This is a genomic window from Vibrio gelatinilyticus (genome assembly GCF_022836845.1).
Taxonomy (GTDB): Bacteria; Pseudomonadota; Gammaproteobacteria; order Enterobacterales; family Vibrionaceae; genus Vibrio; species Vibrio gelatinilyticus.
On sequence record NZ_JAJNNZ010000002.1, the window covers coordinates 93,406 to 119,656 of the forward strand.

The 26,251-nt window shown below is 44.0% G+C and carries 24 protein-coding genes; 16 read left to right on the forward strand and 8 right to left on the reverse strand.

Features of this window, described 5'->3' with window-relative positions; translation table 11 throughout:
- Positions 1-151 precede the first annotated feature (151 nt).
- Both LNL84_RS02595 and LNL84_RS02600 read left to right on the forward strand, forming a co-directional pair.
- The gene (locus LNL84_RS02595) at positions 152-2,869 is read left to right on the forward strand and encodes a copper-translocating P-type ATPase (protein ID WP_244355017.1); all 2,718 of its coding nucleotides are present in this window, start codon (positions 152-154) and stop codon (positions 2,867-2,869) included.
- A gap of 100 nt (positions 2,870-2,969) precedes the next feature.
- On the forward strand, positions 2,970-3,416 hold the full coding sequence (locus tag LNL84_RS02600; RefSeq protein WP_244355019.1) for a DUF411 domain-containing protein: 447 nt from the start codon (positions 2,970-2,972) through the stop codon (positions 3,414-3,416).
- Between the two features lie 43 nt (positions 3,417-3,459).
- Here LNL84_RS02600 and LNL84_RS02605 read toward each other — a convergent pair whose 3' ends face one another.
- Complete coding sequence (locus LNL84_RS02605; protein ID WP_244355021.1) at positions 3,460-4,209, reverse strand: porin; 750 nt, start codon at positions 4,207-4,209, stop codon at positions 3,460-3,462.
- 368 nt (positions 4,210-4,577) lie between these two features.
- A complete protein-coding gene (locus tag LNL84_RS02610; protein WP_244355023.1) occupies positions 4,578-5,273 on the reverse strand; it encodes an oligogalacturonate-specific porin KdgM family protein in 696 nt (231 codons plus the stop codon).
- A 517-nt stretch (positions 5,274-5,790) separates the two neighbouring features.
- Here LNL84_RS02610 and LNL84_RS02615 point away from each other — a divergent pair.
- Both LNL84_RS02615 and LNL84_RS02620 read left to right on the forward strand, forming a co-directional pair.
- The gene (locus LNL84_RS02615) at positions 5,791-6,690 is read left to right on the forward strand and encodes a TraB/GumN family protein (protein WP_244355025.1); all 900 of its coding nucleotides are present in this window, start codon (positions 5,791-5,793) and stop codon (positions 6,688-6,690) included.
- A 362-nt stretch (positions 6,691-7,052) separates the two neighbouring features.
- Positions 7,053-7,235, forward strand: a complete 183-nt coding sequence (locus LNL84_RS02620) for a hypothetical protein (RefSeq protein WP_244355027.1) — start codon at positions 7,053-7,055, stop codon at positions 7,233-7,235.
- A gap of 26 nt (positions 7,236-7,261) precedes the next feature.
- On the opposite strand, the gene cueR is transcribed toward LNL84_RS02620, so the two are convergent.
- The 5 genes from cueR to zipA all read right to left on the reverse strand — a co-directional run bounded on the left by cueR (position 7,262) and on the right by zipA (position 13,103).
- The gene (gene cueR, locus LNL84_RS02625; protein WP_244355031.1) at positions 7,262-7,654 is read right to left on the reverse strand and encodes a Cu(I)-responsive transcriptional regulator; all 393 of its coding nucleotides are present in this window, start codon (positions 7,652-7,654) and stop codon (positions 7,262-7,264) included.
- A 21-nt stretch (positions 7,655-7,675) separates the two neighbouring features.
- A complete protein-coding gene (locus tag LNL84_RS02630) occupies positions 7,676-8,476 on the reverse strand; it encodes a DUF2057 family protein (protein ID WP_244355033.1) in 801 nt (266 codons plus the stop codon).
- A gap of 76 nt (positions 8,477-8,552) precedes the next feature.
- On the reverse strand, positions 8,553-9,611 hold the full coding sequence (locus LNL84_RS02635) for a porin (protein WP_244355035.1): 1,059 nt from the start codon (positions 9,609-9,611) through the stop codon (positions 8,553-8,555).
- Between the two features lie 491 nt (positions 9,612-10,102).
- Positions 10,103-12,115 (reverse strand): NAD-dependent DNA ligase LigA, encoded by a 2,013-nt coding sequence (ligA, locus tag LNL84_RS02640; RefSeq protein ID WP_244355038.1) that lies wholly within the window; start codon positions 12,113-12,115, stop codon positions 10,103-10,105.
- Positions 12,116-12,188: 73 nt separating this feature from the next.
- The gene (gene zipA, locus LNL84_RS02645; RefSeq protein WP_244355040.1) at positions 12,189-13,103 is read right to left on the reverse strand and encodes a cell division protein ZipA; all 915 of its coding nucleotides are present in this window, start codon (positions 13,101-13,103) and stop codon (positions 12,189-12,191) included.
- A 177-nt stretch (positions 13,104-13,280) separates the two neighbouring features.
- On the opposite strand from zipA, the gene cysZ reads away from it, so the two are divergent.
- Positions 13,281-14,012, forward strand: a complete 732-nt coding sequence (gene cysZ / locus LNL84_RS02650) for a sulfate transporter CysZ (RefSeq protein WP_244355042.1) — start codon at positions 13,281-13,283, stop codon at positions 14,010-14,012.
- A gap of 105 nt (positions 14,013-14,117) precedes the next feature.
- Here the strand turns inward: cysZ and LNL84_RS02655 are convergent, their stop codons facing one another.
- The gene (locus tag LNL84_RS02655; protein ID WP_244355044.1) at positions 14,118-14,588 is read right to left on the reverse strand and encodes a zinc ribbon-containing protein; all 471 of its coding nucleotides are present in this window, start codon (positions 14,586-14,588) and stop codon (positions 14,118-14,120) included.
- Between the two features lie 114 nt (positions 14,589-14,702).
- On the opposite strand from LNL84_RS02655, the gene leuS reads away from it, so the two are divergent.
- The 11 genes from leuS to lipB all read left to right on the forward strand — a co-directional run bounded on the left by leuS (position 14,703) and on the right by lipB (position 26,247).
- Positions 14,703-17,276 (forward strand): leucine--tRNA ligase, encoded by a 2,574-nt coding sequence (gene leuS, locus LNL84_RS02660; protein WP_244355046.1) that lies wholly within the window; start codon positions 14,703-14,705, stop codon positions 17,274-17,276.
- 121 nt (positions 17,277-17,397) lie between these two features.
- Complete coding sequence (locus LNL84_RS02665; RefSeq protein WP_244355047.1) at positions 17,398-17,988, forward strand: LPS-assembly lipoprotein LptE; 591 nt, start codon at positions 17,398-17,400, stop codon at positions 17,986-17,988.
- Between the two features lie 19 nt (positions 17,989-18,007).
- Positions 18,008-19,033, forward strand: coding sequence for a DNA polymerase III subunit delta (holA, locus tag LNL84_RS02670; protein ID WP_244355049.1), 1,026 nt, complete (start codon positions 18,008-18,010; stop codon positions 19,031-19,033).
- A 63-nt stretch (positions 19,034-19,096) separates the two neighbouring features.
- On the forward strand, positions 19,097-19,414 hold the full coding sequence (rsfS, locus tag LNL84_RS02675) for a ribosome silencing factor (RefSeq protein ID WP_244355407.1): 318 nt from the start codon (positions 19,097-19,099) through the stop codon (positions 19,412-19,414).
- 2 nt (positions 19,415-19,416) lie between these two features.
- Positions 19,417-19,887 (forward strand): 23S rRNA (pseudouridine(1915)-N(3))-methyltransferase RlmH, encoded by a 471-nt coding sequence (gene rlmH / locus LNL84_RS02680; protein WP_244355050.1) that lies wholly within the window; start codon positions 19,417-19,419, stop codon positions 19,885-19,887.
- Positions 19,888-19,898: 11 nt separating this feature from the next.
- Complete coding sequence (mrdA, locus tag LNL84_RS02685) at positions 19,899-21,785, forward strand: penicillin-binding protein 2 (RefSeq protein ID WP_244355052.1); 1,887 nt, start codon at positions 19,899-19,901, stop codon at positions 21,783-21,785.
- Positions 21,782-22,903, forward strand: a complete 1,122-nt coding sequence (rodA, locus tag LNL84_RS02690; RefSeq protein WP_244355054.1) for a rod shape-determining protein RodA — start codon at positions 21,782-21,784, stop codon at positions 22,901-22,903. The genes mrdA and rodA overlap by 4 nt, the downstream gene beginning before the upstream one ends.
- Positions 22,904-22,907: 4 nt before the next feature.
- Positions 22,908-23,714 carry a septal ring lytic transglycosylase RlpA family protein gene (locus LNL84_RS02695; RefSeq protein ID WP_244355056.1) on the forward strand — a complete coding sequence of 269 codons (807 nt, stop codon included), beginning with the start codon at positions 22,908-22,910 and terminating at the stop codon, positions 23,712-23,714.
- A 129-nt stretch (positions 23,715-23,843) separates the two neighbouring features.
- Positions 23,844-25,022: a serine hydrolase gene (locus LNL84_RS02700; protein ID WP_244355058.1), complete on the forward strand. Its 1,179-nt coding sequence runs from the start codon at positions 23,844-23,846 to the stop codon at positions 25,020-25,022.
- Between the two features lie 128 nt (positions 25,023-25,150).
- The gene (gene ybeD / locus LNL84_RS02705; RefSeq protein ID WP_244355061.1) at positions 25,151-25,429 is read left to right on the forward strand and encodes a DUF493 family protein YbeD; all 279 of its coding nucleotides are present in this window, start codon (positions 25,151-25,153) and stop codon (positions 25,427-25,429) included.
- Positions 25,430-25,605: 176 nt separating this feature from the next.
- Complete coding sequence (lipB, locus tag LNL84_RS02710; RefSeq protein WP_244355063.1) at positions 25,606-26,247, forward strand: lipoyl(octanoyl) transferase LipB; 642 nt, start codon at positions 25,606-25,608, stop codon at positions 26,245-26,247.
- Positions 26,248-26,251 lie beyond the last annotated feature (4 nt).

The following is a 26,251-nucleotide window of genomic DNA, read 5'->3' on the forward strand; positions in this document are numbered from 1 at the left end:
GTGTCGATTGCACGCGATGAACATCACCGCGCTCTGCAAAAATTTGGCGCTATTTTATCACCTTAAATCAAATCTACAACGAATAGCTTGACCTTGCCCTTGAGGTAAGGTTTATCTTTACCTCATAACAACGCTAATACTGAGGCCAGCGATGCACGAAATCACATTAAAACTCTCAGGGCTCTCTTGTATGGGGTGCGTCAAAAAGCTCAAAACTGCCCTTATTGAGTCAGAGGCTTCAATTGAAATTCTATCCATCGATACTGAGCATCTGGTGGCTCGCTCTAAGGCAACGCCAACTCAACTCGCTAAGATTATTTCAGAGTGCGGGTATCAAGCAGGTGAAGCGCTCACCTTCACTCTATCGGGCCTCAACTGCGGTAAATGCGTTGCCAAAGTAAAACTCGCTTTAGAAGAAGTCAGCGGGGTTTCCATAACGGATATTTCGAAATCTCAGCTTCAAGTGCACAGTTTGCTTCCCGAGTCTGTCATCATAAATAAAATCGAGTCACTGGGCTTTCATGCCGCCCTGATTGACTCAAGCGAGAACATTGAACCGCCGGCAGCATTAGAAGAGTCTCAGGTCTCCAAAATCGCAGAGTCGCAACAGAGCCCACACGCCCTTGCTCAAGAACAAACCAGCCTTCATATATTGATTCAAGGTATGACCTGCGCAAGCTGTGTCAGCTCCGTTGAAAAAGCCATCCTCAAAGAGCCTAACATTTTACGTGCTCAAGTGAACCTTGCTGAACAAAGTGCGTTAGTGCTGATTGAGGGTACCCTTTCTGATCACCAGAAAAAACAAGTCAGCGAGCAGCTTGTCCAAACGGTCGGTCAGGCTGGCTATCAGGCAGAGGTTGCCAATGATCTGCAAAGCACTCAACAAACTCAGAAACACCGCTTAGAGCAGCATCAAGCACTGCAAAAGCGAAATACCGTTGTCTCGTTAGCAATAGGTGCCCCTTTAATGCTATGGGGGATGTTGGGCGGCAATATGATGATCCGAACTCCGCTCGATCAAGCAGCCTGGGGGATTGTCGGGCTCATTTGTCTGGCATTACTGGCAACAGCTGGGCGAGACTTTTTCCACAACGCCTATGTTGCTTTGAAACATAAAAGAGCAACAATGGATACACTGGTAGCCCTTGGTACTGGTGCCGCGTGGTGGTACTCAATGCTTGTAGTCGTTAAACCAGATTGGTTTCCACATGCGTCTCGACACGTCTATTTTGAAGCAAGTGCAATGATTATTGGCTTGATTTCATTAGGGCACTTTATCGAAGCTAAAGCTAAATCAAAAACCAATCAATCCTTGCAAGCATTGATGCGGCTTCAACCACAACACGCTACGGCCATTATTGACGGTAAAGAGACTCATCTGCCTATCGCTCAAATCACAACGGGAATGACATTGCGAATTAAACCCGGTGAAAAAGTCCCTGTTGATGGGAAAATTATTGATGGTCACAGCTATATTGATGAGTCGATGTTAACGGGTGAACCGCTGGCGATCAGTAAACAACAAGGGGATTGCGTCTCCGCAGGCACACTCAACAGTGACGGTGCATTGACCATCATTGCTACCAGTGTTGGCGCAAAAACCATGCTGTCTCGCATCGTAAATATGGTGCGCGAAGCACAAAGCAGTAAACCCGCCATCGCAAAGCTGGCCGACTCAATCTCTGCGGTGTTCGTTCCTATTGTGGTTCTCATTGCCATAACGGCCGCAGGAGTTTGGTTTGCCGTTGGTCCTGAGCCCAAAGCAAGTTACATGCTAATTGTTGCCACTACTGTGCTTATTATTGCTTGCCCGTGTGCCCTTGGGCTTGCAACACCACTATCCATAACTGTTGGTATAGGAAAAGCAGCGCAAGCCGGCGTGCTGATCAAAGACGCCGATGCATTGCAAACCTTAAGTAAAGTTTCCGCCGTCGTTTTTGATAAGACAGGAACATTGACAAAAGGGAAGCCAAAAGTACAAAGCGTCATGCACTTTGAGATGGAGGATGCCGACGTAGCACGCTATGTCGTGCCCATGGAGCAGCGCTCTGAACACCCCTTAGCGAAAGCGGTCGTCCAGTATTGGCATGATGCCGAGAATCTGTTTCATGTCGATTCATTTACCAACATTCAAGGTAAAGGCGTGCAAGGTAAAGTTGATGGACAAAATATTCTCATTGCATCGCTGAATTACGTTAAGCAGCAAGATATTGATGTCAGTAAAGCCAACGATTTTATAATCGAGTGTCAGGCGCAAGCCTGGACCCCGGTAGTGGTTACCCTGAATAGAAAGCTACTTTCTGTCATAGCGATCGCCGATGAGATCAAGACAGATGCCGTTCAGGCGATAGCAACCTTACAAACCAATGGTATACACACCGTCATGCTCACTGGTGATAATAACCATGTCGCCCAGGCGATTGCTAAAAAAATTGGCATTGATGAGGTTATTGCAGAAGTACTCCCTGATGATAAAGCCCAGCATATAATTGATCTAAAAAAGAAATTTGGCCTTATTGCCATGGTAGGTGACGGCATCAATGATGCGCCAGCTCTGGCTAAAGCTGATGTTGGTATCGCAATGGGTTCAGGCAGTGATATTGCTATAGAAAGCGCGCCAATGACCTTATTGAACAGTACTCCATCGAGCATTAGCTATACCATAGAGCTATCTAAAGCAACGGTAAAAAACATCAAACAAAACCTGTTTGGAGCGTTTATCTATAACTCTCTGGGGATACCTATCGCCGCTGGAATACTATACCCATTTTATGGCTTTTTGCTCAGCCCCGTTGTAGCCGGTGCGGCAATGGCTTTATCCTCGATTACCGTGGTAACAAACGCTAATCGATTAAGAAATTTTAAGTAAGAGTAATCGCTCACAGACCATACTTCCTTTGCAGAAAGACGCAAATGCCTTTCATACGATAGTAAGTCTGTAAGGTATCAATTCACATAGAGGTTATCCAATGTCGATACATACACGCATTCTAAAAACCGCCACGCTGTCTTTGGCATTAATTGCAGGCTCAGCATTCGCCACACAGGTACTCACTTACAAGTCTCCCTATTGCGGATGCTGTAAAGAATGGGTCAAGCACATGGAAGATGCTGGTTTTGACGTTAAGGTAGAAGAGCACACAAACATGAATCCAATCAAAGAAAAGCTTGGCATAGAGCCGGAACTGGCTTCGTGTCATACCGCCGTAATTGGTGAGTACGTCTTCGAAGGCCATATTCCTGCCAGTGATATCAAAGCTTTTCTAGAAAACCCACCTAAGAACGCCAAAGGTCTCGCTGTACCAGGCATGCCTATGGGCTCACCGGGTATGGAATACGGCGATAAAAAAGATCCCTATCATGTTTACGCCTACAACGAAGAAGGACAGGTATTTAGTTACCGTCATTACAAATAACCGACATGGAAAACGCCGCTTTAAGCGGCGTTTTTGTATGGAGTTAAAAGTGATAAGATCCACCTACAACAAACGCGCTGTTGGTCACTCCTGTGTTGCCATATGGGTGTCGGAAGTTGCCCTGGCTCTTATACTCAAAGTAGGGTTGAAAAGCGTACTTGGTGAGTGTTAAGCGAAACTCATGATCCATAGAGTTATAGGAGCCTGTATACCATGGATAATATGAGCCTCCCATGAAGTACACGTTGTTATAGTGAATTTTGACTGGGTGAGTCTTAAACTGATAAGCGATTTTATTGTCAAACCGATAATCAATATCGGGCTTGTAGCCCCAACGATTATGCTTAGCGTATATTTCAGCTCGAGTACGATGACTTAGCGAGATCCCCTCATCAAAATCAAAACCAATTTTAAACAAAGGGCGGTATTGCATCGTTTCACCAAGCTGCATTAAGTGCTGGTATCCCGCCGCCAGCCAGAAGTTTCTTGAAAGCGCAAACTTTTGCTCGACACCCAAAGTAACTAATGGAGCTTTTGCGGAGTGGCCAAAATAAACATCGTCATGATGATGGGGCGAATCGGTATACGGCGTACCTCCCAGAGGAATATGTTCTACCTTAAACAAGATCGATGTATCGGTATCAAAAGTATGACCGGCGGCCATTTTACCCGTCACTTTGGAATTAGGAAGATACGTACTGTTGAACTGAACATTGCCTTCGATAAACGACGATGCGGCAAACGTAGGGGCGGCAAAAAATAATGCAGCCAGAACTGAAACTAAACGAAACATGATGCCCTCTAAACAAAAGATATAGGCAAATGCTGCGCTCAATTCAGCGAATAGACAAATTCACACTCAGTAAATACAAGGTGAAACATCCAAAACAAAAAATTTATATAAAACACTGTTTATCAGTTAGTTACATAAATAACATAGTCCTAATGTCAGTGCATAATCATGTGAGTGCCTTGCATCTAACACCAGCTTGACGCAGTCGTATATATCCGCCCCAAATAACGACAAGTTTTTAACCAACTAAATCGTTATGAAGCTATACAAAATCTTGTAGCCAAAGAATGGCTTTGTTCAAAGCAAAAAAAAGCCTCCCAATAAGGAGACTTTGCTGTCATGTAAACTTGAATGCTGGTTTGTAGCGATTAAAAACCGTATGAAGCACCGAATACCAATGCATTGTTTACGATGCTATCACCTTGTGCATCTTTAGGTCCGTGAGCTTGGCTACGGAACTCTAGGTATGGTTGTACGCCTGTACGAGTCCAAGTTGCACGCAACTCATGATCCATTGAGTTTTTAGCATCACCTTGCTTGATTACGTATACGTTGTTGTAGCTAATTGCTAAGTCTTGATCTGCAAACGCGTAAGCAATTTTGTTATCTAGACGAGTTTCGTCATTAGTCTTTTCACCACCACGAACGTCATCGGCTTGAATGTGGTGACGAGTACGGTTGCTTAGAGAAAGACCGTTATCGAAGTTATAGCCAATTTTTACAAGAGGACGGTATTGGAAAGACTCACCCGCTTGAACTAGGTGGTGATAACCTGCAGCAACCCATAGGTTGTCGCTTAGGTTAAACACCTGCTCAACACCCAGCGTAGTAAATGGAAGTGGGTTTGCTTTGCCATCTTCAACTTTTCCTAATGGAATTGCGTCAATTTCTACCAATAAAGTCGTATTTGAATCAAACGTGTGACCAGCTTCTAAAGTAGAAGTTTGCTTTGCACCTTGCAGATACGAATCGTGAAACTGAACGTTACCTGTTACATAAGAAGAACCTGCGAATACACTAGTTGATGCTACTGCTAGAGCGGTTAGAGCGAGTACTTTTTTCATTAGAACACCTATTAAGTAATTGAAAGCGGCTTAACGTGCCGTCTTATTGATGTGCCGTTTTGGCTTGGTCGTCACTATAACGACTATTAATTCGCGCAAACAATTAATTAACCCCAAAAAGTGATCTAAAACACACAGCAAAAAAGAAAATAAAATATAAATCAATAAATAACAATAAGTTAAACAAAAAACAGCGTTACATAAAACATTCACACTAAAAGCAAATAGTGATCACTATCACACAAAAAAACACCCAAACTCAATAAAAACACTCTATGATCACGTGGAATTTAGTCTTTTTGACAATCAAACAAAATTTTCCTGTAATTAAGTTGACTGTAATCACAAAAAAACGAAGGTAATGACCGCTCACACCGAAACTTAATTTACCTAGTGAATCATCATTTATAACACAAGAAGCTATAGAATTAGCTCGGATGGCCATTCTCCGGGTCTGGCAAAGTGCTACACTGCAATTATCCACCTTCATTAATATGACAGTTGAATATAAAAGGTAATGATGACATTCAGAGCTCGGATACTCACCAAACGAACGACTTTTCTAACCTGGCTTTTCATTGCCTTATCATCATCGGCCTATTCTCAGCCACTACATTGGCTTGTTCAAAAAGGGAAACAAGAGTTTCTTATTCTGGGCACGGTTCATGTGGGCAGTGATACGCTTTACCCTCTTCCAGAGCGCATTGAACCTTATTTGCGTGAGAGTGATGGCTTAATACTTGAAGCTGACCTGAGTAAACAAAGGGTGGTATTGCCTACGGCAAACAAAGGTGATTTTGTTGTTAACCTTTTGAGTGACTCTCAACTTCAACAATTAGAGACTGCAGCGAAGACACTTGGTATTCCTTCATCCAGACTTAAACAACAGCCTCCTTGGGTGGTTGCACTGACGCTACAACAAGTACAATTTTCTCAACTGGGTTATGAACCTGCTCTGGGGGTCGAAAAAGTCCTCACCCAAAAAGCTCAGGTAAATAAAGTGCCAGTGTTTGGGCTCGAGACAATGCAATTTCAAATAGATCTGCTCGGCCAGCAACCTGACAATGGCAAACAAATGCTATTAGACACATTGAGTGAATGGCCGTATGCCCAAAGCAATGCCAATTGCTTAATTCAGTCATGGAAAAGTGGGGATAAAGATAACCTTGAACAACTGCTGCAAACGGAAAACATGAACGAGGAGTTTGCGGACCAGTTTATCTATTCAAGAAACAGACAATGGGTGGATACACTACTGACAAAAGCAAGTTTTTCCGAAGGTAAGTTCTTAGTCGCCGTTGGTACACTGCATTTAGTAGGTTCTGACAATATGATCTCTTTACTCGAAAAACAGGGTTTCACCGTTGAATCGTTGCAAATTCCGACCAAATCGGGCTGTGAATTTATGGAACCCTAAACTATTTTCTAGCTTTGATTTGAGGATTTTGACTTTAATTGCTCACTTGCGGCTTAAAGCCCTCAAATTTGCATTTTTTACATTTTAGTCTCTTGAAATATAAGTACATATCTAACTAACTGTTAGAAACAAAGTAAGCGGTCTCATCCAGTTTATTGTTCCTGCAGAAGAAATTTGCTTTGAAGAAAGAATTTAATTCACAATAAAATCAATCAATTATTATTTACAGTCTACAAATAAGTTTCACTTTTTTGGACTTAAAAATTTTTTAATGTTCTAACTTTTTTTTGATCTTTATTTTCCAAGATACATACTTAAGGTGTCTGATGACCAGATTGGCCCAACAGCTATGGAGATTCAAAATGAAAGTTTTACTAATCGCGATGGCTTTCGCAATGTCAGTTTCAATGCCTTCAATAGCGAGTGATTACACCGCTGGGGGAAATGTGATAGGAAGCGTTGTCGAATGTACTTTGCCGGATGGCACTAAAAAAACGACATACCAACTCTATTGTAAAATGGCGAATGGTAGTGCTCGATACTAGCAATTGATGACTTGAAAGGAGGCGGATCAATTCCCCTCCTTTAACCCATCGATTATTGGGCAAGCACTTTGCCCATCTCCTGGGCAACGCTCAACCCACTCTTGCAATTTGCATTCGATATTGCGCAGAGCCTCTATTTGTTCTCGAATATCGCTCAATTTGTTACTCGCAAAATGCTTAACCTGCGCACTCATTCTGTGAGGGTTTCGCTCCATGGCTAAAAGCTCTTTGCACTCATCGAGTGAAAAGCCCGCCTTTCTCGCGTTAGAAACAAACTTAAGTTCATCTACCTGTTTGTTTGAATAGACACGATAACCATTGTCAGAACGTGTAGGGGCAGAAATGACATCGCGCTCTTCGTACAGACGAATCGATTTGGATGTTAAGCCAGTTAACTTTGCCACTTGGCTGATGTTCATTTCAACTCCTTAAGATCACCTCTAGAGAGCAAGTAACCATGCAAGTGATGCTTGCCTCTCTTCAACTGAGGCTTCATTGTACCAATATTGCATCATTTGTGCAGGTTGAGACTCAAAGGCAGGTTCGCTGCTGCCGCTCTTACGATGTTGAACAGCCCAATCTACAAATTGCGCTTGTTCTGATTTCGGTGTTTTTTCATACCAATATTGAATCATTTCTACGGACTTAGCGTTAGCTTCAACTTGTGATGAACTTACTGCTGCCGCTACAGGCACAGTCGCTACCGCAGCCGGGCTGCCCTTTTGGCTAACCACTTCATCGCGCAGGGCATTGATGTACCCACCTGCAATGGTAAAGGTCACTTTGTAATTACTATTTGTGACCAAATCAAACTTAAAGTCACCATTTTCTGCACTATTAACCGCTTCGTGATCAATTGGGAAATAGAAATATTGAGATGCTGTACAGTGCTCAGTACAGGTACTGGTTGAGGGTTTGACCTCTATAAGGTCGACTGTTTTTCCTAAATAGGAAACTTTTTCAAACTCGGTATAAGATTTAAAGTAGGTCACCTCCATATTTACCTGGCCAGTGATCGCATCAGAACTTGTTGGGCTTCGTAGAACAACCAGCGCTTTCGACTTAACGATGTCGCCGCCATTGCTTGAATCGGCAATCGGGGTGTAAGTTTTACCAATGACGTTAACCTGACTTCCTTGATAGTTCACCGTTGCCACTGACTGAGAAAAATCACTTTCTGAATCAAGGGAAGAGCATGCTCCTAACAACAACGACATTACAACTACAGTTTTTCTCAACATATTCTTCTCCTTTGACAAAAAGAGCGCTAGCCAAATTAGCTAACGCTCAGCTTATACTACTATTTATATCAGTTTGTTAGAAACCGTACTCAAGACCCACGCGAGTTACGATATCTGAAGTACTGTCTGAACCACCGGTTGTGCGTTGTGCTACACGTAGGTAAGGAACAAAGCCGTTGACCACTGCCATTAACTGACCAGAAATTGTATTTTCTGTATTATCTTGCGTCACACCACCAAGCTCTGAATCTAGGTTCGCTGCGTAGCCTAGTTTAAAGCCCACTGGACCATTCCAGTATTGACCAATCACTGAGTATGAACCCTGCTCGTGTTTAACGCCAAGTTGCTCTGACTGCTCGTGCTTATACGCGGCCGCAACACCAAAACCTGCAGGAAGCGCTGCTTCAAAACCAGCAATGTACGCTGCTGTGTCCGCATCACCCTTAACCGCATCTGGTCGCTTACCAGACTCAACCCCACCCATTAGGGTTAGTTTTTCAAACGAGTACTTAGCGTTTGCACCAGCAAAGTAGGCATCACGTGTTGCCGCTCCACCACCGTTGTCATTGTCATCACGACCAACTGAAGCTGCAAATGTTAGACCACCAAATTTTGGTGAATCGTAACGAACTTGGTTAGATTGGCGATCGTAGTGTGCTGCAACCGCACCGCCCCAATCGAATACCGAACCCAGACCTGGGTTAGAGAACGGCCAGTCAACGATTTCATATAGTGGCGTCAGAACGCGACCGATTCGAACGTTACCAAAGTCACCCGATAGACCAATATAGGTATCACGGAAACCCAACACACCACCAGCAACACCACCATGTGGCCAATCTGTATTATCTACGTAACCAGATTCAATCTGCATTGTTACGCGAACGCTGTCTGTCATGTCACCAGAAGCGCGGAAACCGATTCGAGATTCGTTCTCTACCGCGAAACCTGTACTGTCATCGTTGTTATCAGTGACGTTATAGTTAACCATTGAAATGGCTGCAACACCGTACACTTCAACATCAAAATCTGAGTTGATACCAACCTGACCACCGGTACCTTCAGCCAAAGCGCCAAAAGATACGATTGATGCCACTGCTGCACCGACAAGAGTGCGTTTGAACATTTTTTCCATGGAAATAACTCCTAAAAATGGATATAGCTGTTTTTGTAATACCTTGTTCTTAAGTTGGCCGCCGAAGAACGCAGTATTTCCTTTTTATTAAAACTTAAAATTGTTGAACTAAGTTTTTCCGTTACTGTCTACACGTCGTGTATCCGCACAAACAAGACTAACTTCGCGATAAAAAATATCAATTCAAGGCTTAATTTCCGTTGCAAAAATAGGAGCGAGCGCAAATTTTGATGGGAGTTATTGATGAAGATCTTATTTTTGTCCAAGAGACGAATGAAATGCTTTACACGCCTTAAAATCAATAAGTTAAAATCAAGGTCGCAATCAAAAACTTGAAGTGCCTCGCATGCGTTTTTTAATTCGTACAGTGTAAATAATAAGCATCGCACAGATCACTTTTTTTTTATTTGTTTTCCTTCTCTAACTTTCCATGACGAAGGTCACAAAAAAAGGGCTCTTATTAAAGAGCCCTTTTCTACAATTCCACTTAATTAATTGAGAATATTAATTAGATCTTGCTCTGTTTTTATTTCAATGCCCAATTCTTGCGCTTTGGCAAGCTTTGAACCGGCGTTATCGCCAGCAAACAATATGTCCGTTTTCTTAGAAACACTGCCTGTCACTTTAGCGCCGAGAGCTTGCAGTGCGGCTTTTGCCTCGTTGCGATTGAGTTGTGATAGCGAGCCTGTCAAGACCACCACCTTTCCAGCTAATGGTTGTGGAGCGTCTTGTGCCAAGGTTGCCACTTCTGGCCAATGAACACCAACAGCTTGTAGATCACGAATGACTTTTTGGTTTAATTCTTGCGCGAAAAAATGGCGTACATGCGTAGCAACAATGCCGCCGACATCTGAAACTTCGATGAGTGCATCTTGATCTGCACTGATAATGTTGTCGAGTGTTTTAAAATGCTGAGCAAGGTTTGCCGCTGTTGCCTCCCCCACCTCACGTATGCCCAAAGAGTAGAGAAAACGTGGCAATGTCGTTTGTTTAGACGCATTAAGGGCATTGACCACATTTTGCGCCGATTTTGGCCCCATGCGTTCTAGTACGGTAAGGACGCCTGCTGACAATCTAAAGAGATCTGCCGGGGTTTCAACCATCTCTTTATCAACCAGTTGTTCGATAACCTTATCACCCAATCCATCAACATCGAGCGCCTTGCGAGAGACGAAATGTTTCAATGCCTCTTTACGCTGCGCCTGGCAAACTAAACCGCCAGTACAGCGAGCGACTGCTTCACCTTCGACACGCTCAATCAAAGACGAACACACTGGGCACTGCGTTGGAAACTCGATATCGACAGCTGACTCAGGGCGTCTATCTGGAACAAAAGCAACGATCTGAGGGATCACGTCACCGGCTCTACGAATGATAACGCTATCGCCGACTTTAACCCCTAAACGCTCAATCTCATCACTGTTGTGCAATGTAGCGTTGCTGACTGTCACACCACCAACAAAGACTGGCTCTAGCTTTGCGACTGGGGTTATCGCACCGGTTCGGCCTACCTGAAACTCTACAGAGTTCAAGGTGGTGATCTCTTCTTGGGCTGGGAATTTATAAGCAATCGCCCACCTAGGAGCTCGTGCAACAAAACCAAGGCGCTCTTGTAGCTCAATGGTATCGACTTTGATGACGACACCATCAATCTCATACTCTAACGAATCACGTTTCTGTGCGATGTCTTGGTAGTACTCTTTAACCGCCTCAATATCATTAACGCGTCTTGTTTCGGGCCCCATAGGGAAACCCCAAGATTTAAGCTTTAAGAAGCGTTCATAATGGCTAGGTGGCAACTGTGCGCTCTCAATAACGCCTAAGCTGTATGCATAAAAGCTCAAAGGGCGTTTAGCCGTAATTCGAGAGTCTAACTGTCTCAAGCTGCCTGCAGCCGCGTTGCGTGGGTTAACAAATACCTTCTCGCCTTTCTTCTGTGCTGTTTGGTTGAGCTTGTCAAAACCCGCTTTTGGCATAAATACTTCACCTCGCACTTCCAGTCGCGTCGGTATATCATCGCCTTGCAGTTTTAGAGGGATCGCGCTGATGGTCCGTACATTTTCGGTGATGTTCTCACCTGTACTGCCGTCACCACGTGTCGCAGCTTGAACAAGAACGCCGTTTTCATAAAGCAGGCTCACCGCTAGTCCGTCGAGTTTCACTTCACAACAAAATGCACCAAGGTTGGGTGTATTCAGCCTATCTAGCATGCGTTTACTAAACGCATCTAAATCCTCATCAGAAAAAGCATTGTCTAACGACAACATTGGGATCTCATGCTGAACTTGTGTAAACCCCTCTAACGGCGTGCCACCGACACGCTGGCTTGGTGAATCAAGTGTGACGAGTTCTGGGTTAGCTTCTTCAAGTTTTAGTAATTCTTGCATCATACGATCGTATTCAGCATCCGGTATTTCAGGGCTGTCTTCGACATAGTATTTAACGGCATGGTAATGCAGCTGTTGCTTAAGCTGCTCTAATGTTTCACGTGTTGCTTGGGGCATTTTCTAACCTAGTATCTATTGATAAAAAAGGCTCCAGAGGAGCCTTTTGTCTGATTGAGCACACTGGAAAGCACTAAGCCATCTCAGCGTTAAATTCATGGATTTGTTTTCGGTAAGCATCCAAACGATCTGGCGTCATCAAGTTTCTTTGATCATCAAGTACATTACCACCTAAGTCATCGGCTATCTGCTGAGCAGTACGTAACATAACTTTAAAATTCTGCTCTGCTTCACCAAAGCCTGGCAAGGTCATAAAGAACGAGATACCTTTAGTAGAAAACTGCTCTGGATCGTCATGCTTCAAAGTGCCTGGCTGCATCATGTTGGCCACACTAAACAGCACTTTGCCAGTTCCAGATAAGTCTGCATGACGGTGGAAAATATCCATATCACCATACAGTAAACCATTTTGCTTCATGCTATCGAACAGCTTGGTTCCGATGAAAGGGTCGCTACCCGAGCAATGAACGTTCAAAACAATAACTTGCATTTCAGGTTCTTTGGCTGGCTGTGATGTAGGTTCACACTCAGCGTTTGCACTTGGCATCTCTTTTTCTAAATCAACATTCTCGTCAATATTAGCAGTAAAAGATGGAATATCGAGATCGTCTTCAACATCATGTTCAACCGCACTGTGAGTGGACATTTTTGGCTCTTTTTTTGTCGAAGACGTCGGTTCTGTCACGCGAGAGGTTGACTGAGTCATTTCATCTTCGCCCAATGAAGAACGAGCATCATCAAGAGGGTCAAAACCACCGGCATCATGACTTAGTCCGAAGTCTGGCTCATGGCTAGGTTTGCGAATGACCTCATAATCATCATAAGAGTGATCATTGTCTTCCTGTTCGTTTTCAGAAGCTAACTTTCCAAGCGGCTTATTAGCAAACTTTGTCTGCCCTTCTTTCTTGCTCGACCATAAGCCGTGAAACAATAAAGCGGCGATAGCTAAAGCACCGACAATTATGAGTACGAATCGCAATTCCTGCATTGTTTGCTCTCAATGTTATAAAAATTATCCTTGGTGCAGAGTGTATTTTCTCTGCAATTCACCCTACTCTACCAAAACTCCATGCCATATTAGAACACCTTCGTTTAAGAAGTTTGTGATTCCTTTACGACTTTTTTGTTATATTGCCATTAATCGATACTAAAAAGGACACATGTTTTGAACAACACACGCTCTGGATTTGGTTACTTCTTCTATGGCTTAGAGCTGGCTTTTGCTCAGGGCATTAAGCGCTATGTATTGCTACCACTGCTTGCCAATATCTTATTAGTCGGCTCTGCTATGTATTACCTTTTTTCCAATCTAAATGCATGGATTGCCGAATGGTTAGGTTACCTTCCTGAGTTTTTGGATTGGCTAAGCTACATACTTTGGCCATTGCTGGCGTTAACAATACTGGCCACCTTTTCCTACTTTTTTAGTACCTTGGCCAATTTTGTTGCGGCACCATTTAATGGCCTATTGGCTGAAAAAGTAGAAGAAAAACTGACCGGACAGGTCAACCCGAACATCGGCTTTGTCAGTGTGTTAAAAGACATTCCCCGCGTACTGGCAAGAGAGTGGCGCAAACTGATCTATGTTCTACCTAAAGCCATTGGATTATTTTTACTTTTACTTGTCCCAGCACTTGGACAAACTGTAGGTCCATTCTTATGGTTGCTATTTACCGCCTGGATGTTAGCCATTCAGTACTGTGACTACCCATTTGATAACCACAAAGTGCCCTTCAACGACATGAGACTCACGCTCAAGCAAAAACAAGGTAAAGCATACGGCTTCGGTTTTCTGGTCGCATTAGTTACGTCCATCCCTATTTTGAACCTCTTTGTTGTTCCCGTCTCTGTCTGTGGTGCAACTGCAATGTGGGTTGAACAATTCAAAAACCGATAAGCCGCACCCCATATTCAACGCTTTGAGTTTATTCAAAGCGTTGCCTTGTGAAAAGGCAATACAGTCAAGTTGCTGTCATTATCTCTATGCCCCCCCCCCCCCTAATCAAGGTGTTAACGGTTGACGGCTAAAGCTCTTGTGACTGCACTTTATGCATGGAGTTATGGTTGTAGGATGGTTATATTCTGTTCTATGACCACATTTCTCACATACTAAGACACCAAGTCCAATCATTTCACCAGCACTGTAAACTCCTTGATGTTCAAGATCCTGGAAAAGCTCCAGCCATTCAATCTTAGTCCGATCGGTAATATCCAACAATCCTTGCCAAACTGAGTTGGCGATCATGAGATAAAAGGGCCCGCTTTTACTTTCTTCATAATTTTCGGCAAATTCCTTAAGATCTGATTTTACATAAGCCGAGATCAATGCGAGCTCATCTTTTGTCATATCATTAGCCGCCTCTACAACTTGTCCTGATTTTTCAAGGACATGCTGAATTTCTTCCGGGCTGTGTTTTAGATTATCGACGACTTCATCAATCATCTCTTCGTAACCTGCTTTACGCTTTGGCATACATCCCCCTATTATTGACTATTGTTGACTGAGGCTCCTTTAGGTATTCTATGACGATCTACTAGTTTCTGTTCTAACGGAACTCACAAATTCCAAGATAACCGGATATCATCGATGCAAGAACAATATAACCCGCAAGAGATTGAACAAAAGGTTCAACAGCACTGGGACAACAACAAGACCTTTGTTGTAAGTGAAGACCCAAATAAAGAAAAATTCTACTGTCTATCAATGTTCCCTTACCCAAGTGGCCGACTGCACATGGGTCACGTGCGTAACTATACTATCGGTGATGTGGTTTCTCGTTTCCAACGACTACAAGGCAAAAATGTAATGCAACCAATTGGTTGGGATGCATTTGGCCTGCCTGCAGAGAACGCGGCTGTGAAAAACAACACTGCGCCTGCACCTTGGACATACGAAAATATCGAATACATGAAGAACCAGTTAAAACTGCTGGGCTTCGGTTACGACTGGAATCGTGAATTCGCGACTTGTACACCAGAGTACTATCGTTGGGAACAAGAGTTTTTCACTAAGCTTTACCAAAAAGGTTTAGTGTACAAAAAGACCTCGTCGGTAAACTGGTGTCCAAATGATCAGACTGTTCTAGCCAACGAGCAAGTTGAAGACGGTTGCTGCTGGCGTTGTGATACTCCAGTAGAGCAAAAAGAAATTCCACAATGGTTCATCAAAATCACTGAATACGCTCAAGAACTACTTGACGATCTCGATAACCTAGAAGGTTGGCCTGAAATGGTTAAGACCATGCAGCGCAACTGGATCGGTCGCTCTGAAGGTGTTGAGCTTAAATTTGAAGTTCAAGGTCAAGATAATCTAGAAGTGTACACCACTCGTCCTGATACGCTTATGGGTGTGACTTACGTTGGTATCGCCGCTGGTCATCCTCTGGCGGCGGTTGCAGCTAAGAGCAACCCTGAGCTGGCTGCGTTTATCGAAGAGTGTAAGAACAATAAAGTGGCAGAAGCGGAATTGGCAACAATGGAGAAGAAAGGCATGGCCACAGGCCTAACCGCTATTCATCCGTTGAATGGACGTGAAGTTCCTGTTTTCGTCGCTAACTTCGTTCTGATGGACTATGGCACAGGCGCGGTTATGGCGGTACCTGGTCATGACCAACGTGACTTTGAGTTTGCCACTAAATACGGTCTGGATATTCTACCTGTAATCAAGCCAACTGACGGTAGCGAGCTGGATATCTCTGAAGCGGCATACACTGAAAAAGGCGAACTGTTTAATTCTGGCGAATTTGATGGTCTTGAGTTCCAGGCTGCCTTTGATGCGATTTCTGCAAAGCTAGAAGCTGAAGGGAAAGGCCACAAGACAGTGAACTTCCGTCTACGTGACTGGGGGGTATCTCGCCAACGTTATTGGGGCGCGCCAATCCCAATGGTAACAACAGAAGATGGTGAAGTTCACCCAGTCCCAGCAGAGCAACTTCCGGTTATCCTACCAGAAGATGTGGTCATGGATGGTGTGACTAGTCCTATCAAAGCCGATAAAGAGTGGGCGAAAACCACATTCAATGGTGAGCCAGCGCTGCGTGAAACTGATACATTCGACACCTTTATGGAGTCGTCTTGGTATTATGCTCGTTACTGTTCACCTCAAGCTGATGACATTCTAGATCCAGAGAAAGCAAATTACTGGCTACCTGTTGATCAATATGTTGGTGGTATTGAGCACGCTTGTATGCACCTATTGTACTCTCGCTTCTTCCACAAACTGCTGCGTGACGCAGGTTACGTAAACTCTGATGAACCATTTAAGAAGCTTCTTTGTCAAGGCATGGTACTTGCTGATGCATTCTTCCATACCAATGAAAAAGGTACGAAAGAATGGATTGCGCCTACAGACGTCAAAATTGAGCGTGATGGTAAAGGCCAAATTACGTCAGCCGCAGATTCTCAAGGTCGTAACGTTGAACACTCAGGCATGATCAAAATGTCTAAGTCGAAAAACAATGGTATCGACCCGCAAGAAATGGTCGACAAATACGGTGCTGACACGGTTCGTCTATTCATGATGTTTGCCTCTCCAGCAGATATGACTCTTGAATGGCAAGAATCAGGCGTTGAAGGTGCTAACCGTTTCCTAAAACGTGTCTGGAAGCTCGTGAACGAGCACTCTTCAAAAGGTGTTGCGCAAGCAATAGACACATCTGCACTGTCTGGTGACCAAAAAGCCCTGCGTCGTGACATACACAAGACCATTGCTAAAGTGACCGATGATGTCGATCGTCGCCAAACATTCAACACCGCGATTGCTGCCATCATGGAACTGATGAACAAGCTTGGCAAAGCACCACAAGAATCAGCACAAGATCGAGCTATTCTCGATGAGGCTCTAAAAGCTGTTGTGGCGATGCTTTACCCTATCACTCCACACATCTGTTTTGAAATGTGGATGGCTCTAGGTAACGACGATATCGACAACGCTATTTGGCCAACTTTCGATGAGAAGGCCCTGGTTGAAGACGAGAAGCTTATCGTTGTTCAAGTAAACGGTAAGCTTCGTGCGAAACTGACCGTTGCTGCTGATGCAACAAAAGAGCAAGTGGAAGCTCTAGGCTTGAACGATGAGAACGTAACCAAGTTCACAGATGGCAAAACTGTACGCAAAGTCATTTATGTTCCGGGCAAGCTGCTAAATATCGTTGCTAACTAATTTAGTCTGCATCTACCCATAGTCACTCAGTGGCTATGGGTAACTTCTTGACTTATGAAAACCTTCTTAATTATCAAAGAGGGCTTTCATAAGTCATTATTACATTGAGAGTTAAGCATAAATGCCTATTTTTCGCTCGTCAGTAAGGCGCACCGCCATCGTTGTCTTTTTTGTGTCCCTACTCAGTGCCTGTGGATTCCAATTTCGTGGTGAGTACTTAGTTCCTGAAGATATCCGAGAGATTTCGGTAACCAGCTACGATGACTTTTCCATGATTACTCGTTTGGTTAAAGAGCAGCTGCGCCTAAACAATATCAACTTAGTCACTCCAAAAGCGGAAATACCGAACCTGCATATTGCGAATGAGCAGATCACAGAACGTACTCTATCGCTTTATCAAAATACCCGAACAGCAGAAAAAGAGTTGATCTACCTAGTAAACTATCGTGTCAGCGTACCCGATTTAGGGGCGAAAAGCTTTACCGCAAACATCACGCGAAGCTATCTAGATAACCCGTTGACGGCCTTAGCTAAAGCAGCCGAGCGTGAAATGATCCTCAATGAAATGCGCCAGTTTTCAGCGCAACAAATGATGCGACAAATGGCTCGCCTTAAGACTGAGATCGTCGAGTACGAAGATAAACAGGAAGCCAAAGAGCAAGCAGAAAACGACAATCAAGAGCTAGAAAATCTAGCTCCTGAAACGCCATAAGCCTAGCATTGGAATCACTGTGAGAATATTTTCTGATCGACTACTAGACAGTCTTAACAAAGGGCTAAAGCACAGTTATCTTCTGTTCGGTAACGAACCTTTGTTCGTACAAGAAAGTCGACAACTCATCACCCAACAGGCAAAAGCACAAGGTTTTGAAGAAGTTCACCGCTTCACCATCGACAATACCTTAGATTGGAATGACGTCTTTGACTGTTGCCAAGCGTTAAGCCTATTTGCACAACGCCAAGTTATTGAACTACTGGTACCAGACTCCGGTATTAACGCTACTATTTCTAGATCGCTAGCTGAACTACAACCGTTGTTACATGACGATATCCTGCTTATTATCAGTGGTAGCAAATTAACTCGTGCTCAAGAAAGTGCCAAGTGGTTCAAGGGGTTCTTAAATAATGGTGTACACGTAAGCTGCGCTACGCCAGATGTACAAAGATTGCCCCAATGGGTCATGCAGCGGTGTCGCAAACTCAACCTAAAGGCTGACGGCGAAGCGATTCAATTGCTAAGCCAATGGCACGAAGGTAACTTATTCGCCCTCTCGCAAAGCCTAGAAAAACTCTCACTGCTCTATCCAGATGGCACACTTACCCTAGTTCGCGTACAGCAAGCTCTTAGCCGCCACAATCACTTTACTGCATTCCACTGGATTGACGCGTTATTGGCGGGAAAGCCAAATCGAGCACAGCGCATCTTACGCCAATTGGAAGCCGAGGGTATTGAAGTTATCATCTTGCTGAGAACATTGCAGAAGGAGCTTAGCCAGCTAATACAAATGAGGCACGCCTTGGGTTCAATGAGTATTCAGCAGGTATTCGACAAATATCGTATATGGCAATCAAAGAAAGTTCTCTATAACTCAGCATTGAGCCGACTCGACGCACAGCGTCTAAGAGGGGCAATGAGACAACTCACTAAGACCGAAATACTGGCCAAAACTCAATATGATGTTTCAGCATGGCCACTTATACAGCAATTGACCATAGAGCTTTGTACCACTGACAATAGCCTGTCTTTTAGCAGCTAAATCCATGCTACAATCAGCAAACAACAAAAGTAATTAACTATGACACCTTTAGAGGAAAATAACTTGCTAAGCGAAGACCTTACACTTTTTCTAGCCGACAAAGCCGACGACATGAAAGCACTGGATATTGTGACCATCAATGTCGAGGGGAAATCAAGTGTCACCGACCGTATGATAGTGTGTACAGGCACCTCGAAAAGACACGTTATTTCCATTGCTGACCATGTTGCCAGTGAAGCAAAAAAAGCCGGACTAGAACCGCTGGGAATGGATGGTGAACTGGAAGGTGAATGGGTTGTTGTCGACATGGGGTCGACGATGCTTCATGTCATGCAAGAGCAACACCGAGAGCTCTATCAACTTGAAAAGCTTTGGAGCTAGTTTTGAAAATTCAACTCATTGCTGTTGGTACCAAAATGCCAAAGTGGGTGGAAGAAGGTTTTCAAGAATACCGTCGACGCTTCCCCCATGATATGCCACTTGAACTGGTCGAGATCACGGCAGGAAAGCGTGGCAAAAATGCCGATATCGCGCGTATTTTACAAAAAGAAGGGGAAGCAATGCTGGCGGCTGTTCCTAAGGGCAACCGTATCGTCACCCTCGATATTCCCGGCAAAAAGTGGGACACCCCAGAGCTTGCTCAGCAACTAGAGAATTGGAAGCTAGACGGCCGCGATGTATCAATATTAATCGGTGGACCAGAAGGCCTAGCACCTGCGTGTAAAGCCGCGGCAGATCAAAGCTGGTCGCTATCAGCCTTAACACTGCCTCACCCTTTAGTTCGTATCGTGATGGCGGAAAGCCTATATCGAGCATGGTCTATCACCGCTAACCACCCTTATCACCGCGAATAGGCTCAAAACACATGTTTCGAAGACGTAGCCAGATACGGGACCATCAGGCAGAAGCTCGACTTTTTAAAAGTCGAGCTATCGTTGCTTTCCTCGGCATTATAGTTCTTATTTCGTTATTGATTGCTAACCTATACAATATCCAAATCAATCAATACCAAGACTACAAAACACGCTCTAACGACAACCGTATTAAAGTCGTACCTATCGCGCCTAACCGTGGGTTGATCTACGATAGAAATGGCGTATTACTTGCCGAAAACCGGCCTGTTTTTAACCTTGAGGTAATACCTGAAAGAGTTAAGAACATGGACGAGACCATCGTTAAACTTCGTCAATTCTTAGAGATACCGCCCGAGCGCGTTGAAGCCTTCGAACGTGAGAGAAGACGTACGCGTCGTTTTAAATCTGTACCACTATTAACACAACTCACTGAACAACAAGTTGCATTGTTTTCGGTTAATCAACACAAGTTTCCAGGTGTGGAGATATCAGCGACCCTCAAACGATTCTACCCTTATGGCGATGTACTAACGCATGTGATTGGCTATGTTTCGCGAATCAATGACAGAGACATGCAGCGCCTTGCTCGAGCAGAACAAGAAGCCAATTATCAGGCGACCCGAGACATTGGTAAACTGGGTATTGAGCGTTACTATGAGAAAACATTACACGGTACCGCAGGCTATCAGGAAGTGGAAGTCAATAGCCGAGGGCGCGTCTTAAGAACACTTAAATTTATACCACCGGTGCCCGGTCAAGATATCGTACTCAATCTTGATATCAACCTGCAATTAAAGGTTCATAAACTGCTAGATGGTCGACGTGGTTCAGCTATCGTTCTCGACCCAAAGGACAACGGCGTGCTGGCGATGGTTTCAAGCCCGAGCTATGATCCCAACGCATTTGTCCACGGTATTTCAAGTAAAGCTTATCGAAAACTACTGGACGATAAAAATCGCCCATTGGTAAACCGTGCAACATTAGGTATCTATCCACCCGCCTCTACCGTCAAGCCGTTCATTGCTGTTGCTGCATTGCAAGAAGGGGAAATTACCCCAAACACAACCCGAAATGACCCAGGCTATTGGCGGATCCCAAATTCAAAAACGCGACCTTTCCGCGATTGGCTCCGTTGGGGCCATGGCACCGTGGATATCCTTAAGGCACTTGAAGAATCAGTAGATACTTTCTTCTACCAGATCGCCTACGATTTAGGCATCGACCGCCTATCAACATGGATGATGATGTTTGGGTTCGGTGACTACACTGGCATTGATATCCATGAAGAGAGTAAAGCCAACATGCCAACACGAGATTGGAAGATGGCGCGTCATCGAACGCCTTGGTATCAGGGCGACACGATCCCTGTGGGCATTGGTCAAGGTTACTGGACAGCCACCCCAATGCAGATTGCCAAGGCAACATCCGTGTTGGTAAATCACGGCGAAGTACTTTCGCCGCATCTACTCAAAGCCACCGTTAACAATGGTGATAACTTTGATCAACAGGCACTGGCTGAGATTGAATCTAAGCCACCAATTACCGGCGTGCAAGAACGTTATTGGAATATTGCACTAGAAGGTATGCGTCTCGTCAACCACGGAAAAAAAGGCACGGCTCGTCGCGCCTTTGCTAAAATGCCTTACATAACAGGTGGAAAGTCAGGGACTGCACAGGTATTTAGCTTGGCCCAAGACCAAGAATATAATGCCGATGAATTGGCCGAACACCTTAAAGATCACGCTCTATTTACCGGTTTTGCTCCGTTTAAAAATCCAGAAGTGATCGTTACTGTCGTTCTCGAAAATGCTGGCGGCGGTTCTTCCAATGGTGCTCCTGTAGCAAGGCAATTATTTGATTTGGCATTGAAAGCCGAGTTAGAGAGTAATCAACAATGAAATTAGATCCTTCTACCGGACGTAACAGAGCGCTATTTGAACGCTTTCATATCGACCTTCCTTTGCTTTTAGGCGTTTTGGTTCTTATGGCGTTTGGACTGGTCGTTATGTATAGCGCCAGCGGGCAAAGTATGGCGATGATGGACCGACAAGCGATGCGTATGATTTTAGCGCTGACTGTTATGCTGTTTTTGGCTCAACTGTCACCTAGAACCTACGAAACATTGGCTCCTTTTCTGTTTTTTGTCGGTATTTTGTTATTACTTGGCGTGTTGTTTTTTGGCGAGTCCTCTAAAGGTGCCCAACGATGGCTCAATTTAGGCTTCATTCGCTTCCAGCCTTCAGAGTTACTCAAGCTCGCAGTTCCCTTGATGATTGCACGTTACATAGGCAAACGTTCATTGCCCATCAGCTTTCAGACACTGCTTATCTCGCTTGTTATGGTCATGGTTCCAACTATATTGATTGCTAAGCAGCCAGATTTAGGCACGTCTATTTTGATTGCTGCCTCGGGGATTTTTGTTATTTTTCTTGCGGGTATCAGCTGGAAGATCATCACTGCAGCAGCTCTTGCTGTGGGAGGTTTTATACCAGTGCTGTGGTTTTTCTTGATGAGAGAATACCAAAAAGTTCGAGTGAGGACTCTGTTTGACCCAGAGTCTGACCCATTAGGTGCGGGTTACCATATTATCCAAAGCAAAATCGCAATTGGCTCTGGTGGTTTATCAGGAAAAGGTTGGTTACAAGGTACTCAGTCTCAACTAGAGTTTCTACCAGAACGACATACAGACTTTATTTTTGCCGTTATCGCTGAAGAATGGGGGATGATCGGTATTTTGCTTTTACTTACACTCTACCTCTTTATTATTGGTCGTGGTCTTTACTTGGCCAGTCAGGCGCAAACCGCTTTTGGACGCATGATGGCTGGTAGCATCGTCTTAAGCTTTTTCGTTTATGTGTTCGTGAATATCGGTATGGTAAGCGGTATACTGCCCGTTGTAGGTGTCCCTCTTCCGCTGATCAGTTATGGTGGCACATCAATGGTTACTTTAATGGCGGGTTTTGGCATTTTGATGTCGATACATACGCACCGAAAAGCATTTTCAAAGGCAACATAAACTAATGAGTCTGTTTTTTATCGACAAGACTAATTGTCGCAAAGCACTATTTTTTATATTCGCAACACTTATGTTCGGTTGCTCGTCTTCCGACAAACGTTATTCTATCGACAAAGACATCGCACCAAAGAAACCAATCTCGGTCGATCATATAGAAGATGCTCAGCCTAAATACGAGCCCTACAGCTTAGGCGGGAATAAAAACTATACCTTACGAGGAAAAAGCTATCGTATCGAACGAGATACCGAGGGCTATACTGAAAAGGGAAAAGCGTCCTGGTACGGTAAAAAGTTCCATGGCCATTTGACGTCCAACGGCGAAATTTATGACATGTACTCAATGACTGCTGCTCACAAAACGTTGCCGTTACCGAGCTATGTAAAAGTCACTAACTTGGATAACGATAAACAAACTATTGTACGAGTAAACGACCGTGGGCCTTTTCACGACAATAGAATATTGGATCTGAGTTACGCAGCAGCGACCAAGCTTGATGTCATTAGCTCAGGGACAGCGAACATCAAAATTGAAGTTATCAGTATTAAACGTCCTGTAGGAGAGGCAGAAAACCGTCACCCACAGTACGTCATACAGGTGATTGCTTCGCCATACAGAGATCGTGTTGAGACACTATCAAAAGAGTTGGCAAGTACACTATCTGTCGAAACATTTTTAGATCCAATCAATAGCAATTACCGCCTTATGCTAGGCCCGTTTCAAGACGACAAATTGACACAAGACACCCTTAAGCGTGTTAAAAGGATTGGTTATTCATCGGCATTCGTCAAAACACACAGAGTTGCCCGTTGACAACAATAAGGATTGTTTCTTAGTGTAACCATGTCTGGTGTGCTAAACACAATCTGTTAAGATAGCAATAGCTAGTGTGTGATATGACTTCCGTTGTATCACGCCAAACAACATATAATTGTATTCAATATGAATAAGAAAAAATCATCTATGAAATTTTTATCTTCTTTTGCTTTAACGGCAAGTATTGCTGCAACATCTGCAGTTGCTGGACCGATAGTTATGCCTGACGCCCCTCAAATTGGCGCGAAAGGGTTTGTGTTAATGGACTACAACTCAGGCAAAGTTCTTGCTGAAAAAGAGATGAACACACAACTTCATCCTGCCAGTCTGACAAAAATGATGACCAGCTACGTCATCGGCCAAGAGGTAAAGCGTGGCAATATTTCACTAGATGATGAAGTAACCATTAGTAAAAACGCATGGGCGAAAAACTTCCCTGATTCCTCAAAGATGTTCATTGAGGTTGGGACAAAAGTAAAAGTAGAAGATCTAAATCGTGGCATCATAATTCAATCAGGTAATGACGCGTGTGTAGCGATGGCGGAACATATTGCGGGATCTGAGGATGCATTCGTTGATCTGATGAACGCTTGGGCAAGCTCAATCGGTATGTCGAACACAAACTTTGCCAATGTACATGGCTTAGACAATGACCAGCTGTACAGTACCCCCTATGACATGGCACTACTGGCTCGCGCACTGATCAACGATGTGCCAGAAGAATATCGTATCTACGCCGAAAAGAAATACACCTACAACGGCATCACACAATATAACCGTAATGGCTTATTGTGGGATAAAAGCATGAATGTAGATGGCATCAAGACAGGCCACACAAGCCAAGCTGGATACAGCCTGGTTAGCTCAGCTACCGAAGGTAAAATGCGCTTGGTTGCCGTGGTTATGGGGACAAAGAACGCCAATGCTCGTAAATCTGAGAGCAAAAAACTTCTGAGCTACGGCTTCCGTTTTTTCGAGACAGTGAACCCACACACAGCTGGCGAAACATTCGTAAATGAAAAAATTTGGATGGGCGACCGCGATACAGTCGCTCTCGGCGTTAGCGAAGACACTTATGTAACATTACCAAGAGGCCAAGCTAAGCACCTTAAGGCAAGTTTCGTGCTTGAAAAGCAGCTTGAAGCGCCGATTTCTAAAGGCGACGTTGTGGGTAAGCTATACTATCAACTAGAAGGTGATGACGTTGCTGAGTACCCACTATTAGCCCTAGAGGATGTACAAGAAGGTAGCCTATTTAGCCGACTTTGGGATTACATCGTTCTGCTATTTAAGAGCTTATTCTAATACTTCTGCATTGAAGCTATACAAAGCCGCCTAGTGCGGCTTTGTTGTTTCTACACTTCTTGAGTTCAGTTGCTATTGGCAGTAATATTCGCCCCCTACTATCGAATTATTAATTTGGAGTCTCCAATATGATGACCATCAACTCTGATGCGAAGCTTAAAGATCTACTTGAGTTTCCGTGCTCGTTTACTTACAAAGTGATGGGTTATGCCAAGCCAGAGCTTCCAGAAAAAGTACTCGAAGTCATTCAGCGCCATGCACCTGGTGACTACAGCCCGACAGTTAAGCCGAGTGCAAAAGGTAACTACCATTCTATTTCTATCAATATTACCGCCACCTCTATTGAGCAGGTTGAAACCCTGTATAAAGAGCTTGGTGAAATTGATATTGTTCGCATGGTTCTATAATTATTTGAAAAAATAAATTATTTTTGAAAGCAGCTTCGGCTGCTTTCTTTTTATAATTCAATAAGATAAGTTTTCCAAGCCGTTTTTCACGTTAATAAATTGTTGTTTAACTGTAGTGCACGATGAACAACAAGTTTATAATGGAAAAACTTTATTAAGTGGTTACGAGGATGATCGTGGAAAATCAACTGGTTGTACGAAAGTTTGGTCGACAAGATTATGAACCCATCTGGAGATCCATGCATGAGTTTACCGACCATCGCACCGAAGAAAGTAAAGATGAAGTGTGGCTTGTGGAACACAACCCAGTCTTTACCCAAGGGCAAGCTGGAAAAGCCGAGCACCTTCTCAACCCAGGTGATATACCCGTTGTTCAGAGTGACCGAGGTGGTCAGGTTACCTATCACGGACCAGGGCAACTCGTGGTGTATTTCCTTATCAACTTACGCCGAAAAAAACTGGGTGTTCGAGATCTCGTCACGCACATTGAAAACCTCGTAATTAATACCTTGAACGCATACAATATTGAGTCAGCCGCGCGCCCTGATGCCCCTGGTGTTTATGTCGATCACAAAAAAATCTGCTCACTGGGATTGAGGATCAGAAAAGGCTGTTCGTTTCACGGCCTAGCACTTAATGTCAATATGGATCTCTCTCCATTCCAGAGAATCAATCCATGTGGTTATCAAGGTATGGAAATGGTTCAGGTATCAGAACTAGGTGGTCCTAGTGAACTTGAAGCCATCGAGCAGCAACTTATTCACCAACTGGTAACTTTGCTCGATTATGAGCAAGTCGAATTCAGCAAAGAAGCATAAAATC

Bases quoted from the DNA above. Each gene is read 5' to 3' on its own strand.
- LNL84_RS02595 (WP_244355017.1), top strand. From the start codon at position 152: ATGCACGAAATCACATTAAAACTCTCAGGGCTCTCTTGTATGGGGTGC.
- LNL84_RS02600 (WP_244355019.1), top strand. From the start codon at position 2,970: ATGTCGATACATACACGCATTCTAAAAACCGCCACGCTGTCTTTGGCA.
- LNL84_RS02605 (WP_244355021.1), bottom strand. From the start codon at position 4,209: ATGTTTCGTTTAGTTTCAGTTCTGGCTGCATTATTTTTTGCCGCCCCT.
- LNL84_RS02610 (WP_244355023.1), bottom strand. From the start codon at position 5,273: ATGAAAAAAGTACTCGCTCTAACCGCTCTAGCAGTAGCATCAACTAGT.
- LNL84_RS02615 (WP_244355025.1), top strand. From the start codon at position 5,791: ATGATGACATTCAGAGCTCGGATACTCACCAAACGAACGACTTTTCTA.
- LNL84_RS02620 (WP_244355027.1), top strand. From the start codon at position 7,053: ATGAAAGTTTTACTAATCGCGATGGCTTTCGCAATGTCAGTTTCAATG.
- cueR (WP_244355031.1), bottom strand. From the start codon at position 7,654: ATGAACATCAGCCAAGTGGCAAAGTTAACTGGCTTAACATCCAAATCG.
- LNL84_RS02630 (WP_244355033.1), bottom strand. From the start codon at position 8,476: ATGTTGAGAAAAACTGTAGTTGTAATGTCGTTGTTGTTAGGAGCATGC.
- LNL84_RS02635 (WP_244355035.1), bottom strand. From the start codon at position 9,611: ATGGAAAAAATGTTCAAACGCACTCTTGTCGGTGCAGCAGTGGCATCA.
- ligA (WP_244355038.1), bottom strand. From the start codon at position 12,115: ATGCCCCAAGCAACACGTGAAACATTAGAGCAGCTTAAGCAACAGCTG.
- zipA (WP_244355040.1), bottom strand. From the start codon at position 13,103: ATGCAGGAATTGCGATTCGTACTCATAATTGTCGGTGCTTTAGCTATC.
- LNL84_RS02655 (WP_244355044.1), bottom strand. From the start codon at position 14,588: ATGCCAAAGCGTAAAGCAGGTTACGAAGAGATGATTGATGAAGTCGTC.
- leuS (WP_244355046.1), top strand. From the start codon at position 14,703: ATGCAAGAACAATATAACCCGCAAGAGATTGAACAAAAGGTTCAACAG.
- LNL84_RS02665 (WP_244355047.1), top strand. From the start codon at position 17,398: ATGCCTATTTTTCGCTCGTCAGTAAGGCGCACCGCCATCGTTGTCTTT.
- mrdA (WP_244355052.1), top strand. From the start codon at position 19,899: ATGTTTCGAAGACGTAGCCAGATACGGGACCATCAGGCAGAAGCTCGA.
- rodA (WP_244355054.1), top strand. From the start codon at position 21,782: ATGAAATTAGATCCTTCTACCGGACGTAACAGAGCGCTATTTGAACGC.
- LNL84_RS02695 (WP_244355056.1), top strand. From the start codon at position 22,908: ATGAGTCTGTTTTTTATCGACAAGACTAATTGTCGCAAAGCACTATTT.
- LNL84_RS02700 (WP_244355058.1), top strand. From the start codon at position 23,844: ATGAATAAGAAAAAATCATCTATGAAATTTTTATCTTCTTTTGCTTTA.
- ybeD (WP_244355061.1), top strand. From the start codon at position 25,151: ATGATGACCATCAACTCTGATGCGAAGCTTAAAGATCTACTTGAGTTT.